Here is a 14,701-nt window from a genome sequence, read left to right on the forward strand (position 1 = left end):
CCCTCGGGCCGGGTCCGGCCACCGCCACCAGATCAGAAGAGGAAAGCATGACGGAGCAGGCAGCCGCACTGCGGGCGCACGCGATCACGAAGTCGTTCGGTCCCGTCCACGCCCTGCGCGGCGTGGACCTCGAGCTCCGCGCCGGAGAGGTGACCGCCCTGATGGGCGAGAACGGCGCGGGGAAGTCCACGCTCCTCAAGATCCTCGGTGGCGACTACCGCCCTGATGGCGGCGAACTGCTGCTGGCGGGCGAGGCGATGGACTTCTCCGGCCCCGCGGATGCCCGTGACGCCGGGCTGCGGGTCATCGCCCAGGAACCGGAGATCGTGCCCTGGGTCTCCGTCGCGGAGAACATCTACATCGGCGCCCTGGGCTCTGTCGGGTTCCGTCGGAGCCAGCTCGAACGCACGGCGACCGAAGAACTCCGCCGCTGGGGCTTCGACCGCGTGATCGACGCCCGCACGCTCGGAGCCGACCTCTCTCCCGCGCAGCGGCAGATCGTCGAGATCATGCGCGCGGTGATCGCGCAGCCCCGGGTCATCTGCTTCGACGAGCCCACCTCCTCCCTCGGCGACGAGGAGGTCGCGCTGCTGTTCGCGCTGATCCGCCGGCTGAAGGCCGACGGGGTCGCCATCGGCTACGTGTCGCATCGGATGGGAGAGATCTTCCAGCTCGCCGATCGCATCACGGTCCTGCGCGACGGCGCCTACGTGGGCACGAAGGCCGTCGGCGAGACCGACCACGACGAACTCGTTCGCATGATGGTGGGCCGCGACCTCACCCAGTTCTTCCATCGCGAGCCCGCGGCCCTCGGCGACGTCGTCCTCGAGCTCGAGCACGTGTCGAACGACATCGTCCACGACATCTCCCTCACCGTGCGCGCGGGTGAGGTCGTCGGTGTCGCCGGCCTCGTCGGCGCCGGGCGGAGCGAGCTCATGAAGACGATCGCCGGCGACCTGCTGGTCACCGAGGGACAGATCAAGATGCACGGCGCCGCACGGCGGTTCCGCAGCCCCCAGGACAGCATCCAGGCCGGCATCGGATTCGCGCCGGAGGAGCGGAAGGCTGAGGCGTTGCTCCTGGACCGCAGCGTCCGCGACAACACCGCCCTCGCGGTGCTGAAGTCGCTCTCCCGATGGATCTTCGTGAAGGATGCCGCGGAGTCGGCGCTCACCAAGAGCTACATCGACTCGCTGCGCATCCGCACACCGAGTCCCGAGCAGCTGGTCGGGCGTCTCTCCGGCGGCAACCAGCAGAAGGTGGTGCTCGCGCGGTGGCTCGCCACCAAGCCGAAGCTGCTGCTGCTGGACGAGCCGACGCGAGGCATCGACGTCGGAGCGAAGGCGGAGATCTACGCGATCATCGACCGCCTCGCGCACGAGGGCGTCGCGGTCATCGTCGTCTCCAGCGAACTTCCCGAGGTGCTCGGCGTCTCGGACCGCATCTATGTCATGGCCCACGGGCGCATCACGGGAGAGCTCCCGCGTGCCGAGGCAACCGAAGAGAGCATTCTCGCGCTCGCGATGGACGAGGAGGTCGCCGCATGAGCGACAACACTGTGAAGACGGCGCCGGCACCGGTCGGAGCGGCCGCACCGGCCAAGGGGGCATCGCCCGTCGCGCGGCTGATCGGCGGGGTCGGAGCGCAGAACATCTCGCTCATCATCGCGATCGTGCTGGTGGTCGCGGTGATCGGCTTCCAGAATCCGCTGTTCTTCAGCGTCGGCAACCTCAAGGTGATCGGCACGGCCATCGCCATCATGGGGCTCCTGGCCGTCGTGCAGACGATCGTCATCATCCTCGGCGCCCTCGACATCTCCGTCGGATCGATCGCCGGTCTCACGTCGGTGACATCGGCGATGCTGTTCACCGCCGCCGGCCCCGCCGTCGGCGTCGTCGGCGCGGTGGGCATCGGCATCCTCTGCGGTCTGGTCAACGGCTGCATCATCGTCTTCGGACGGGTCAATCCCGTGATCGCGACGCTGGCGACCCTCGCCGCCTTCAAGGGCGTCGCGCAGCTGATCTCGGACGGACGGGCGCAGGGCTACACCGGAGCAGACCCGTTCTTCGTCTTCCTCGCCCGCGGCGGCGTCGCCGGCATCCCGACCCTCATCCTGGTGCTGCTGATCGTGGCGCTGCTCGCGCACATCGTGCTGCGATACACCTCGTGGGGCCGCAACATCTACGCGGTCGGCGGCAACAACATCGCCTCCCGGCTCGCGGGCATCAACATCAACCGCTACATCATCGGCGTCTACATGGTCACCGGCGCGATCGCGGCGATCGCGGGAATCCTCATCACCGCCCGCACCGGCTCGGGGCAGCCGATCTCCGGCTCGGAGGGCCTGGAGCTGCAGGCCATCACCGCCGCTGCCCTGGGTGGCGCGGCGCTGAAGGGCGGCAAGGGGACGATCTCCGGAACCATCCTCGCCGTGATCCTGCTCGGCGTGCTCACCAACGGCATGACCATCCTCGGTGTGAACACGTTCTGGCAGAACGTCGCTCAGGGAGCGCTCCTCGTGATCGCGGTCGTGATCCAGCAGCTGCGGTCCGGCGAGCGTCGTATCGGTATTCCTGGGTGATCCACGGGTCGGTCGCACGGTCGATCCCCGGGCCGATCGCTTAGCCTGGAGACATGCCACGCCACTCCGCCGCCGTCTATCGTCGTCGGCGGCTCGTGCTCCTGATCGGCCTGATCCTCGCGGTCGCCGTGATCGGCGTCTCGACCTGGCTGCTGGTCGCGCGCCCGTGGGCCGGCGGCGAGGCCGGGCCCGCCCCGACCAGCTCGGCGACGACCACTCCCTCGACGACGCCGACCGACGGCACCGGCTCACCCGTGCCGTCGCCGTCGGCCGAGCAGACACCGGCCATCGTCGCCTGCGCGGCGAAGGACGTCGAGGTGACCGCGGTCACCGACTCGGACTCGTACCAGGCCGGCGTCACGCCGCAGCTCTCCATCTCGCTCACGAACAAGGGCTCGACGGACTGCACGATCGATGTGGGCTCCACCACCCAGGTCTTCACGGTCTCGAGCGGATCCGACGTCTGGTGGCGCTCGACCGACTGCCAGGAGAATCCGAGCAGCATGATCGCGACGCTCGCGGCGGGCACGACCGTCACCAGCAAGGATCCGGTGGTATGGGACCGCACGCGATCGAGCGTCGAGACCTGCGCCGATGAGAACCGGCAGCGCGCGCCGGGCGGAGGATCCTCGTACCACGTCGAGGTGTCGATCGGCGGGTTCACGAGCGCGAGCACCACGCAGATCCTGCTCTACTGATCCCCGAACGACCGGATTTCTTCTCCGATCTGTCCTCCAGGCCTCGCCGTCTTCGTCGTCATGACGAAGAATCGACCCGAGAAGGAGAGAGCACATGGAGTATCTGCTGTTCATCGTCAGCGACCCGGCCGCCCCGGAGTACATCCCGGAAGAGGACAACATCGAGGAGTGGGCGGCGGATGTCGAGCGCCGCAACGTCTCGCGTACCGGGAATCGGCTGCGACCGCCGTCCGATGCGACCACGGTGACGGTCCGCGACGGCCGGACCATCCTCACCGACGGCCCGTTCACCGAGACGAAGGAGTGGATCGCCGGCTTCGATCTGATCGACGTCGCCGACCTCGATGAGGCGATCGAGATCGCGGCGAAGCATCCGATGGCCCGGTTCGGGCGCGTCGAGGTGCGTCCGGTCTGGCCGATGGAGTGATCGCGTGAGCGAGCGGACGGCGACCGACGCGGTGCGCGAGGCGCTCGCCGCGACGGTCGCCGCCGAGCGTCTGCGGATCGTGGCGTCGCTCATCCGTCGCACCGGAGATTGGGAGCTCGCCGAGGATGCCGTGCAGGATGCGATGACCCGCGCCCTGACCGCCTGGCCGACGCGGGGGATCCCCGACAACCCGGCCGCCTGGCTCACGACAGCCGCCCGGAATGCGGCCGTCGACATGCTCCGACGCGCGGCGTCCGAACGCAGGACCGCGGGTCGTGCGGCCATCGAGGCGGCTGTCGACCGGGAGGATCAGGCGCTCGGCTCCGCGCCGGATGTCGACGCTCTCGGGGTGGTCGACGACGATCGGCTGCGACTGATCTTCACGTGCTGCCACCCCGCGCTGCCCATGGAGGCGCGCGTCGCGCTGACCCTGCGCACCGTCGCCGGGCTCGAGGTCGGCGAGATCGCGCGGGCGTTCCTCGTGTCGGAGGCGACGATGCAGAAGCGGCTGGTGCGGGCGCGCGCTCGGATCCGCGGTGCCGGGATCCCGTACCGGGTTCCGTCGGCCGAGGCGCTGCCCGAGCGCGGTCAGGGCGTGCTCGCCGTCCTGTACCTGCTCTTCACCGAGGGGTACGCGGGCGGATCCGGGCTCGTGCGGGTGCCCGTGGCCGAGGAGGCGATCCGGCTCGCGCGGCTGCTCTCGACTCTCCTCGTGGACGCGCCGCCGCAGCCGGAGGTGCTCGCCCTGCTGGCACTGATGCTGTTCCAGCACTCGCGCGCGGCGACACGTCTCGACGAGAAGGGCGACCTGGTCCTGCTGGAGGACCAGGATCGCGCGCGGTGGGACGCCGCGATGATCGGCGAGGGCGTGGCCGCGCTGGCAGCGTCGGAGTCCGCACGCCGACGCATCGACGGCGTGGCCGGGCCGTACCGGCTGCAGGCCGAGATCGCCCGGCATCACGCGACCGCCCCGTCGGCCGAATCGACCGACTTCGCGCGCGTGGCCGAGCTGTACGCCAGGCTCGCGCGCGTGGCGCCCTCGCCGGTCGTGGAGCTGAATCGGGCTGTCGCCGTCGGTCTCGCGGAGGGGCCGCTCGCCGGGATCGCCCTGCTCGACGAACTCGACGACGCGCGTCTCGACGGCTATCACCTGCTGCCGGCCGCCCGTGCCGACCTGCTGCGTCGCGCCGGACGCCCCGCTGAGGCACTTCCGCACTACGAGCGCGCGCTCGAGCTCGCGCCGTCCGATCCCGAGCGCCGCTTCCTCGTGCGGCGGATCGCCGAGGTTCGAAGCGATTCCCGCCCGTGAACTTCGAAATTGCTCGTCGATCCGGGTGGCGCATTCGGAATACCTCGACGTCAGAGGTTTTCTACACGGAGTGCAGACACGGGCTCGTCTCTGGGATACCATTAGGTGACTCTCCGCACCAGCGGCACATGCCATCCCCAGTGGCGTCGAACTACAGCGTCCCCAGCGCTTCGACATCGCCGCTTCGAGAGTCCGAGGGCCCTCTCGAGTACCCCAGTCCCCAATGTGGGACTCGAGAGGGCCCCAATCGTCTCCGCGGTCGGTCTCGGCCGGCGTCGGATGCCGCGCTCTGCGCCGTCGACCGCGAATAGGCTGGGTGCATGGCAGCGAAGAAGGCGAAGGCCTCGAAGAACAAGCCCGCACCGGAGGACTTCCGATCCGATGCGCTGGCCCAGGCCCTCGAGAAGCAGGACGTCGCCGCGGTCGCCCTGGCCCTCCGCCACGGAACCACCATCGTCCCTCTGATCAAGCCGGGCGCGAGGGACAACCCGCTCGACAGCGGCGAGGTCTGGACGTACCGCGACCCGAAGACCGGCGACCTGGCTCTGCTGCTGTTCAGCGACGCGAAGAACAAGCCGGCCAACCTGCCGCCGGGCGTGGGCATCTACACCGCGGACTGGCTGCGGAAGTTCCTTGCCGCGCACCCCATCACCACGGTGTTCCTCGACATCGCCGGGCCCCACCCCATGCAGGCCGACCCGGTCGAGCTGCTCAAGGCGCTCGACGCGTAGCTCCCTCGGCTGAGGGTGGCTGAGCCTGTCGAAGCCTCGTGACGGGGCCCTTCGACAAGCTCAGGAACCCAGGGCGCGCGAGCTCAGGGACCCAAGGAGCTCAGGGTCCCGGGTGCGTCAGAACGGCGGGATGTCGCGCTGGTCGCGCGGAGAGCGATCGCGCGCCTTGATGTCTTTCAGTGCGCCGACCAGGGTCTTCGAGCGATCGTCGACCACCTGCTCGTAGCCGAGTCGCGCAGCCTCGGAGCGGCGCTGGGCGGCCTGCGTGACGGGGCGGATCTCGCCCGCGAGGCTCAGCTCGCCGACGGCGGCGACCGTGCGCGGCACCGACGTGCGCTGCACGGACCCGGCGACCGCGACGGCGATGGCGAGATCGGCGGCGGGCTCGGTGAACCGCACGCCGCCGACGGTCGACACGTACACGTCGAGGTCGCTCGTCTTGATGTTCGCGCGCCGCTCGAGGATCGCGAGCACCATCGCCACACGCGAGGAGTCGACGCCGTGCACGATGCGCCGCGGATTCGGCGCGTTCGACGGCACCGTCAGCGCCTGCACCTCGACGGGGAGCGCTCGACGCCCTTCGAGCGAGATCGCGACGCACGTGCCCTCGGCCGTCGACTGCGACAGGAACAGCCCGGACGGGTCAGGCACCTCGGCGATGCCGGCACCGGTCATCTCGAAGCAGCCGACCTCGTCGGTCGGGCCGAAGCGGTTCTTGAGTGCGCGGATGAAGCGGAGCGCGGTCTGCCGGTCGCCCTCGAAGTGGCAGACGACGTCGACCAGGTGCTCGAGCACCCGGGGGCCGGCGACCTGACCGTCTTTCGTGACGTGGCCGACGATGATGATCGGCAGGTCGCGGTCCTTCGCGACCCGGATGAGCGTGGAGGCGACCTCGCGCACCTGGCTCGGCTGGCCGGCCGCACCGTCGGTCAGCGACGACGAGACCGTCTGCACCGAATCGACGATCACGAGCTCGGGCTTGACCTCGTCGATGTGGCCGAGGATCGTCGCGAGGTCGGTCTCGCTCGCGAGGTAGAGCTCGTCGTGCAGGGCGCCGGTGCGCTCGGCGCGCAGTCGCACCTGGCCCGGCGACTCCTCGGCGCTGGCGTAGAGCACGCGGCGTCCTGACCGCGCGGCCTGCGCCGCCACCTCGAGCAGCAGCGTGGACTTTCCGACGCCCGGCTCTCCGCTGAGCAGGATCGCGGCGCCCGGGACGATGCCGCCGCCGAGCACGCGGTCGAACTCGCCGACCCCGCTCGTGCGACGAGGCGCATCCTGCGTGGTGATCTGCGTGATCGGTCGCGCGGTGCGCTCGGCCGTCGGCGCGAGCGCGGTCACCCGGCGCAGGATGCCCGTGGGTGCGGCCTGCTCCTGTACGGTGCCCCACTGCTGGCACTCGCCGCAGCGGCCCACCCACTTCGCGGTCGTCCACCCGCATTCCGTGCAGACGTACGCCGGGGGAGCGGGTTTTCGGGTGGCCATGCAGCCAGGCTATCGCCGGCATCCGACATCCCTATCGGAACCGGGCATTATTCACGGCCGAACCACTCGATCGGGACGGACGCCGCTGGGATGATGGAGGCATGCGCAACGGCGGGCCCGTCTGCGGGCCGATCTCGACCTACTCGCGGGTGCAGCTCCTGCACCTGCTCTTCGAGGCCGGTCGCGCGCACGGACCGGCCGAGCTCACGATCGGCGAGCTGTGCGAGGCCACCGGGCTTCACGCCAACACGGTGCGCGAGCACCTGCAGCGTCTCATCGAAGGCGGGTACGTGATCCCGACGATCGAGCACCGGACCGTCCGCGGTCGTCCGCGCACGCTCTACCGGGCCGCGACCGGAGCGCCGGGCGCGTCCAGCCCGGTCGCCCGCGACAAGGCGAAGGCCGCAGCGCGCCGCGGAGATCTGATGCGACGGATGCTGCCCGCCCCGGCATCCGATCTGAGCAGGGAGGCCACCTACCAGCTCGACGCGCTCGTCGAGCACCTGGAGGAGAGCGGCTTCGAGCCCGTGGTCGACGACGTGCGGCTCACGGTCGACCTCAGCCCGTGCCCGCACGCGACCGGCCGTCCGGAGGCCCGCCCGATGCTCTGCCAGGTGCACCTGGGGCTGATGCAGGGCGTGCTCAACGAAGCAGGCGGACCGCTGGTCGCCGACTGCGTGCGCGCCGCCGACGGACCGACGGACTGCACGGTGCAGTTGACCGAAAGAGTGCCGCCGACCGACAGAGCGCCGCTGACCGACACGACAGGAGTCGCGCATGGAATGGCTTGATCCGCTCGTCCTCTCCCGATGGCAGTTCGGGCTGACGACCGTCTACCACTACCTGTTCGTCCCCCTCACGATCGGCATGGCGCTGGTCGCCGCGATCTTCCAGACCGTGTGGGTGCGCACCGGCAAGGTCCAGTACCTGCACCTGACCCGCTTCTTCGGCAAGATCTTCCTGATCAACTTCGCGATGGGCGTCGTCACCGGCATCGTGCAGGAGTTCCAGTTCGGCATGAACTGGTCGGACTACTCCCGCTTCGTCGGCGACGTGTTCGGAGCTCCGCTCGCCTTCGAGGGCCTGCTCGCCTTCTTCTTCGAGGCCACCTTCATCGGCCTGTGGATCTTCGGCTGGGACAAGCTCCCGCAGAAGCTGCACCTCGCCACCATCTGGTGCGTGTCGATCGGCAGCATCCTCTCCGCGTACTTCATCATCGCCGCCAACGCTTTCATGCAGAACCCGGTCGGCTACGTCTTCAACCCCGAGACGAACCGCGCAGAGCTGACCGACTTCTGGGCGCTGCTCACGAACCCCGTCGCGCTCGCGGCCTTCCCGCACACGATCTTCGGTGCGCTCATGTTCGCCGCCGGCGTCGTGATCTCGGTCTCGGCCTGGCACCTCGCCCGCGGCCAGCACTTCGACACCATGCGCATCTCGCTGAAGTTCGGGCTGTGGGCGATGATCTTCTCCACTGCGGGCGTCGTGCTCACGGGCGACCAGCTCGGGCTCGCGATGTACGCGGCGCAGCCGATGAAGATGGCGGCGGCCGAGGCGACCTTCAACACGGTCTGCGGCTACGACGCCTCGTTCAGCCTGTTCACGCTCGGCACGCCGGACGGGAGCTCCGAGCTGTTCTCGATCCGCGTGCCGTATCTGCTCTCCCTGCTGTCGACCCACTCGTTCGACGAATGCGTGCACGGCATCAACGACCTGAACGCCGAGTACTCCCAGACCTTCGCCGACACCGGGCTGACCGAGTTCGCCCCCATCCTGTGGGTCACGTACTGGGCGTTCCGCTGGATGATCGGCCTGGGCATGGCCGCCGGTCTCGTCGCCGTCATCGGCCTGTGGCTCACCCGCAAGAGTGCGAAGAAGCCTCCGACGCAGTGGATGTGGAAGCTCGCGATCTGGTCGTTCCCGCTCGCTCTCGCCGCCAACATCATGGGCTGGGTCTTCACCGAGATGGGCCGGCAGCCCTGGATCGTGTTCGGTCTGATGACCACGCAGGACGGCGTCTCGCCGGGCGTCAGCGGCGTCGAGGTGCTGATCTCGCTCATCGCCTTCACCGCGATCTACGCCGCCCTCGCCGTGGTCGAGATCCGCCTCATCATCCGGGCCGCGCAGAAGGGGCCTGACACCGAAGAGCAACCCCACGACGAGACGGCCCAGCTGCCGTCGGTCGTCTACTGAGAGGAAGGAGCATCATGGATCTCGCAACGCTCTGGTTCTTCATCGTCGCCTTCCTCTTCGTCGGCTACTTCGTGCTCGACGGCTTCGACTTCGGCGTCGGGATGTCGCTGCCCTTCCTCGGGCGGAACGACGTGTCGCGCCGACAGGTCATCAACACGATCGGCCCGATCTGGGACCTCAACGAGACCTGGGTCATCGTCGCCGGCGCCTGCCTGTTCGCGTCGTTCCCGGAGTGGTACGCGACCCTGTTCAGCGGCTTCTACCTGCCGCTGCTGCTGATCCTGCTCGCGCTCATCCTGCGCGGGGTCTCGTTCGAGTACCGGCACCAGCGCGAGAGCGCGGCGTGGAAGCGCGGCTTCGACCGGATGATCGTGATCGGCTCGGCCGTGCCCGCCTTCCTCTGGGGCGTCGCCTTCGGCAACATCGTGCAGGGAGTCGCGATCGACGCGGACCACATCTACGTCGGCGGGTTCTTCGCCCTGCTCAACCCGTACTCCCTGCTCGTGGGCCTCACGACGCTGCTGGTGTTCTTCCTGCACGGCGTGCTGTTCGTGGCGCTGAAGACCGACGGACAGGTGCACGACGACGCGCGGCGCCTGGCGAAGATCGCGGCCGTGCCGACGATCCTCGTGGCAGCAGGCACCGTGCTCTGGACGATCGGGATCGCCGCGGGACGCGAGGCGCCGCTGCTCTGGCTGGTCGTCGTCGCGGGCGCGCTCGCCGCGGTCTCGCTGATCGCCGCCGTGTTGTTCTCGCTGCGCGGGCGTGACGGCCGGGCCTTCACCGCGGGAGCTGCGACCGTGCTGTTCGCCGTCGTCATGCTGTTCTTCGCCCTCTTCCCGTTCGTCATGCCCTCGACGATCGACCCCGCGTACAGCCTCACGATCGCCAACGCCTCGAGCACGCCGTATACGCTGCAGATCATGAGCTGGACCGCGCTGATCGCCCTTCCCCTGGTCATCGCGTACCAGACCTGGACGTACTGGATCTTCCGCAAGCGCGTCACGCGCTCGTCGATCGAGGCGGCTCCGGCACACGCATGAGCAAGTCCTCCGTGCGGGGCGTTTCGTCTCGCTTCGCTCGCTCAACGACCGAGCCATGAAACCCGTCGATCCGCGACTGCTGCGGTACGCGGGGGCCGCGAGGGGGTTCCTCGCGGCATCCGCGCTGATCGGCGTGGTGCAGACGGCCGTGACGGTCGCGTTCGCGTGGCTGCTGACGGATGCCGTCACCGGCGCGCTCGCGGGGCGGGATGTCTCGTCGTCGCTGTTCTGGCTGCTCGCGGCCGCGCTGCTGCGCGGCATTCTCATCGCCGCGTCGGATGCCGCCGGGACGCGCGCCGCCGCGAAGACGGGGATGCAGCTGCGGTCGGCGCTCATCGCGGCGGTCGGCCGGCTCGGACCGGGGTGGCTGGCGCAGCGGAACCAGACAGCACTGGCGGTGACCGCGGGGCACGGGCTGGAAGCCCTCGACGCGTACTTCGCCCGGTACATCCCGCAGCTGGTGCTCACGGTGATCGCGACGCCCGTGATCGTCGCGGTGATGTGGTGGCAGGACTGGCCGAGCGGGCTGACAGCGATCATCACCCTTCCGCTGATCCCGCTGTTCCTGATCCTCATCGGCATCGCGACGCGCACCGTGCAGAAGAAGCAGTGGCAGACGCTGCAGCGGCTCGCGGCGCGGTTCGCCGACACGGTGCAGGGCCTCTCAACGCTGCGGCTGTTCGGACGCGACCGGCGTGCGGCCGACCGCATCGAGGTCACCGCCGACGAGTACCGGCGCGAGACGATGAAGGTGCTGCGGTTCTCGTTCCTCTCGGGCTTCGCGATGGAGCTGCTCGCCTCGCTCGCGGTGGCGCTGATCGCAGTGGCCGTCGGATTCCGGCTGCTCTCCGGCGACCTGTCGCTCGAGGTCGGGCTGTTCGTGCTGCTGCTCGCGCCCGAGGCGTTCCTGCCGATCCGCCAGGTCGGGGTGCAGTTCCACGCCGCGGCCGAGGGGGTGGCGGCGACTGAGGACGTGTTCGACGTGCTCGACCAGGCCGGGGCGCGGACCCGGGACCGCGTCACTTTGCAGGTCCAGATCACGGATGCAGGTCGAAATACCGCGGATGCTGCCTGCATCCGTGAAATCGACCTGCAAACCGCCGGCGGGGTCCCTCCGGCGGCTGAGGCTCTCGTGGTCTCCGACCTCCGTGTCCGTGACCTGCCGCCCGTCTCCTTCACGGCCGAACCGGGCACCATCACCCTGATCGAAGGGCCCAGTGGCGCGGGAAAGTCGAGCCTGCTGGCGGCCCTGCGGGGTGCGGCGGAGTACGAGGGCAGCGCCGGTTTCGCGGGGAGGGATGTGCGCGACCTCTCACCCGCTGTATGGCTGGCCTGGGCCGGGCAGAAGCCGGGTCTGCTGCAGGGGACCGTCGCCGAGAACGTGGCTCTCGGCGACCCGGAGCCCGATGCCGGCGGCATCCGCTCTGCGCTGGACGCCGCCTGCGCGGACGCGCTCGATGCGGAGCGGATGCTCGGCGTGCAGGGCAGCGGGCTGTCGGGCGGACAGGCGCAGCGCGTCGCCGTCGCCCGCGCGCTGTACCGGCATGCCGCGGATCCCACCCGGGTGCTCGCGCTCGACGAACCCTCGAGCGCGCTCGACCCCGACACGGAGGAGCGGCTGTGGCGGTCTCTCCGGGACCGGGCGGATGCCGGGGCGACGATCCTGCTCGTCTCGCACCGTCGGTCGGCGCGGGACATCGCCGATCAGGTCGTCGCCCTGGGGATGAGCGCATGACCTCTCTCACGCGCGCCGAGCGTGTGCGCGGCATCCTCCGTCTCGCGCAGCCGCCGATCGGACGGTTCCTCCCGGGCCTGATCTGGGGGGTGCTCTCGGCGGGCGCCGCCGTCAGCCTGCTGGCGGTGAGCGGCTGGCTCATCGTGAGCGCGTCGATCGTCGACTCGCTCGTGCCGCTGTCGATCGCCGTGGTCGGGGTGCGGTTCTTCGCCGTGTCCCGCGCCGTGACCCGGTACCTCGAGCGGCTGAGCGGACACGACGCCGCGCTGCGGCAGCTCGCGACCACGCGCGGCGACATGGTGCGCCGGCTCATCCCGCTGTCGCCGGCGGGGCTCGGATCGACCGACCGCGGACGGGTGCTCGCGGCCCTCGTCGACGACGTGGAGAACCTGCAGAACCTGCCGCTCCGCGTGGTGCAGCCGCTTGCGGTCGCAGGCCTCGTCGCGGTCGGGGCCGTCGGCTTCCTCGCGTTCGTCTCCCCGCCGGCCGCGCTGACCCTTGCCGCCTGCCTGCTGGTCGCCGCTGCCGCATCGATCGGTCTGGGCTGGGTTTTCGGCTCGCGTGCCGAGGCGCTCGTGTCCGCCCGACGGGCCGACCTCTCCGCTGCGCTCGTCGACTACTTCGGCAGCCTCGATGTGCTCCTGGCCTACGGGGCCGAGGAGCAGGCGCGTGCGCGGATCGCCGAGGCGGATGCCGCCCTCCGCCGGCTGGTCGCCCGCGCCTCGCTCGCCCAGGCGATCGCTGCCGGGGTGGTGTCGGCCGTCGCCGGCGCGGCGTCGGTGTGGGCGCTCGCCGCAGCTGCCCCCGGTCTCGCGAGCGGAGTCATCGACGGGCCGTGGCTGGCGGTCGCGGTGCTGGTGCCGATGGTCGTGTTCGAGATCTTCGGAGCGGTGCCGATCGCCGCGGCATCCTGGCGGAGCGTGCGGTCGAGCGCTGAACGCATCGTCGACGTGCTGCCCGAGCGGATGCCCGAGGAGCTGCGGACGGACGACGGCGACCATACGGAGATCACCGGCACACCCGCCCTGCGTCTGCGCGGCGTGCGCGCGGACTGGCCCGGTGGCGCGGCGGCGCTGCGTGGCATCGACCTCGACGTGCGGCCGGGCGAGCGCGTTCTGGTCGCGGGCCCGAGCGGCGCGGGAAAGAGCTCTCTCGCTGCGGTGCTGGTGGGTTTCCTCCGTGCCGAGGGCGAGTACCTGATCGATGATCGGGATGCCGCGGCGATGTCGGGCCCGGCGCTGCGCCGGACCATCGGCCTGTGCGAGCAGAGCCCTCAGCTGTTCGACGAGGACATCCGTCAGAACCTGCTGTTCGCGCGCGACACCGCGAGCGATCAGGAGCTGCTCGAGGTGCTCGACCGGGTCGGACTGGGGGAGTGGGTGGCGGAGCGCGGAGGTCTCGACGCTCGGGTGGGCGACCGCGGCGCTCTCGTGTCGGGCGGGCAGGCCCAGCGCATCGCTCTCGCGCGGGCGCTGCTCCGCGGCTTCCCGGTGCTCGTGCTCGACGAGCCGACAGCGGGCGTCGATCCGGATGCCTCCGACGCTCTGCTGCGCGACCTGCTGGGTGCGGCGGGCGAGCAGTCCGTGCTGCTGATCTCGCACGTCGCCCCGCCGGCGGGGACGGTCGATCGCGTCATCCCGCTCGAGGGCGGCCGGACGATCTGAGACCTCGAATCGCTCAGCGGTGCAGCGGCGTCGGAGGCTCCATCACGATGCCCTGCGCCTCGAAGGCCTTGCGGCGTTCCTCGATGCGGCGGTGCAGCTCGACCTGGGCGTCGTCGACGACCTGCGGATCGAGGTCGACGGTCGCGGGGTGCGGGTCTCCGTGATGCGCCGCGATGTAGGCGTCGAGCTCGGGACCGCTCGTCCATGAGGCGATGAGCGCATAGCGCGGTGCGGTGCCGCGATGCCAGACCGCGTGCCAGAAGCGCTGCGTGTCGACGATGATCCGCGATCCGGCGCTCAGCGGCAGTCTCACCTCGGTCGCCGGGTCGAACCGGTCGGAGCGGAGGATCAGCATCGAGGCGGTGTCGTCGGTGAGGTTGAAGAACCCGCGCACGACCCAGCCGGTTCCGTCGTCGTTGAGGCGGTTGTTGTCGTCCTGGTGCAGGTTGTAGATCGCGTCGGCGTACTCGTTGGGCTGCAGCTCGATCACCCGGCACCGCCCGATGCCGGCCCCCGGCTCGAGCGCCCGCTGCTGCAGCGTCGGCGCCGTCGCGACCTGGGATGCGATCCAGACGCCGTCCTTGTCGGTGCGGGGCGGCGTGTGGTTCCAGAAGCCGTTGCAGTCGACGTCGCCGGCGTAGCTGGTGAGCGGAGCGAAGCGCGTGATGCCCGAGGAGCGCCAGCGCACGTACTCGAGATCGCGCCACTCGGCGGAGTCGATGTCGGCGGGGTGATCGTCGAGGACGACGTAGCCGGTCTCGGCCAACGCGTCGGACGTGATGAAGCCCATCGGTCGCATCCTTCCGTCGGGGTGCTTAGGACATCCTAACTCGGGAGG

13 protein-coding genes are annotated in these 14,701 nt (G+C 70.1%); 11 read left to right on the forward strand and 2 right to left on the reverse strand.

Translation table 11 applies throughout. The features are described 5' to 3' along the window. The first annotated feature begins 47 nt into the window (after positions 1–47). The 6 genes from DC434_RS11590 to DC434_RS11615 all read left to right on the forward strand — a co-directional run bounded on the left by DC434_RS11590 (position 48) and on the right by DC434_RS11615 (position 5,746). Complete coding sequence (locus tag DC434_RS11590; RefSeq protein WP_116635466.1) at positions 48–1,547, forward strand: sugar ABC transporter ATP-binding protein; 1,500 nt, start codon at positions 48–50, stop codon at positions 1,545–1,547. Then, a complete protein-coding gene (locus DC434_RS11595) occupies positions 1,544–2,581 on the forward strand; it encodes an ABC transporter permease (RefSeq protein ID WP_116635467.1) in 1,038 nt (345 codons plus the stop codon). Before DC434_RS11590 ends, DC434_RS11595 begins: the two co-directional genes overlap by 4 nt. A gap of 53 nt (positions 2,582–2,634) precedes the next feature. Continuing rightward, entirely contained in the window at positions 2,635–3,279 is a 645-nt protein-coding gene (locus tag DC434_RS11600) for a hypothetical protein (protein WP_116635468.1), read from the forward strand. 94 nt (positions 3,280–3,373) lie between these two features. Continuing rightward, positions 3,374–3,706 carry a YciI family protein gene (locus DC434_RS11605; protein ID WP_116635469.1) on the forward strand — a complete coding sequence of 111 codons (333 nt, stop codon included), beginning with the start codon at positions 3,374–3,376 and terminating at the stop codon, positions 3,704–3,706. Positions 3,707–3,710: 4 nt separating this feature from the next. Continuing rightward, a complete protein-coding gene (locus DC434_RS11610; RefSeq protein ID WP_243408908.1) occupies positions 3,711–5,015 on the forward strand; it encodes a sigma-70 family RNA polymerase sigma factor in 1,305 nt (434 codons plus the stop codon). Positions 5,016–5,335: 320 nt separating this feature from the next. Next, the gene (locus DC434_RS11615; protein WP_116635471.1) at positions 5,336–5,746 is read left to right on the forward strand and encodes a dehydrogenase; all 411 of its coding nucleotides are present in this window, start codon (positions 5,336–5,338) and stop codon (positions 5,744–5,746) included. 117 nt (positions 5,747–5,863) lie between these two features. On the opposite strand, the gene radA is transcribed toward DC434_RS11615, so the two are convergent. Next, complete coding sequence (radA, locus tag DC434_RS11620) at positions 5,864–7,228, reverse strand: DNA repair protein RadA (RefSeq protein WP_116635472.1); 1,365 nt, start codon at positions 7,226–7,228, stop codon at positions 5,864–5,866. A 101-nt stretch (positions 7,229–7,329) separates the two neighbouring features. Between radA and DC434_RS11625 the strand changes: the two genes are divergently transcribed. From DC434_RS11625 to cydC, 5 genes are read left to right on the forward strand one after another with little or no spacing between them, the layout of a single operon-like run. Then, positions 7,330–8,019 (forward strand): helix-turn-helix domain-containing protein, encoded by a 690-nt coding sequence (locus DC434_RS11625; protein WP_116635473.1) that lies wholly within the window; start codon positions 7,330–7,332, stop codon positions 8,017–8,019. After that, a complete protein-coding gene (locus tag DC434_RS11630; RefSeq protein WP_116635474.1) occupies positions 8,006–9,421 on the forward strand; it encodes a cytochrome ubiquinol oxidase subunit I in 1,416 nt (471 codons plus the stop codon). Before DC434_RS11625 ends, DC434_RS11630 begins: the two co-directional genes overlap by 14 nt. Positions 9,422–9,435: 14 nt before the next feature. Continuing rightward, positions 9,436–10,464, forward strand: coding sequence for a cytochrome d ubiquinol oxidase subunit II (cydB, locus tag DC434_RS11635; protein ID WP_116635475.1), 1,029 nt, complete (start codon positions 9,436–9,438; stop codon positions 10,462–10,464). 55 nt (positions 10,465–10,519) lie between these two features. Beyond that, positions 10,520–12,199, forward strand: coding sequence for a thiol reductant ABC exporter subunit CydD (gene cydD / locus DC434_RS11640; RefSeq protein ID WP_116635476.1), 1,680 nt, complete (start codon positions 10,520–10,522; stop codon positions 12,197–12,199). After that, entirely contained in the window at positions 12,196–13,863 is a 1,668-nt protein-coding gene (cydC, locus tag DC434_RS11645) for a thiol reductant ABC exporter subunit CydC (protein ID WP_116635477.1), read from the forward strand. The genes cydD and cydC overlap by 4 nt, the downstream gene beginning before the upstream one ends. Before the next feature lie 13 nt (positions 13,864–13,876). Here the strand turns inward: cydC and DC434_RS11650 are convergent, their stop codons facing one another. Continuing rightward, the gene (locus DC434_RS11650) at positions 13,877–14,653 is read right to left on the reverse strand and encodes a hypothetical protein (protein ID WP_116635478.1); all 777 of its coding nucleotides are present in this window, start codon (positions 14,651–14,653) and stop codon (positions 13,877–13,879) included. Positions 14,654–14,701 lie beyond the last annotated feature (48 nt).

The sequence above is a fragment of the Microbacterium sp. TPD7012 genome (assembly GCF_003075395.1).
Classification (GTDB): domain Bacteria; phylum Actinomycetota; class Actinomycetes; order Actinomycetales; family Microbacteriaceae; genus Microbacterium.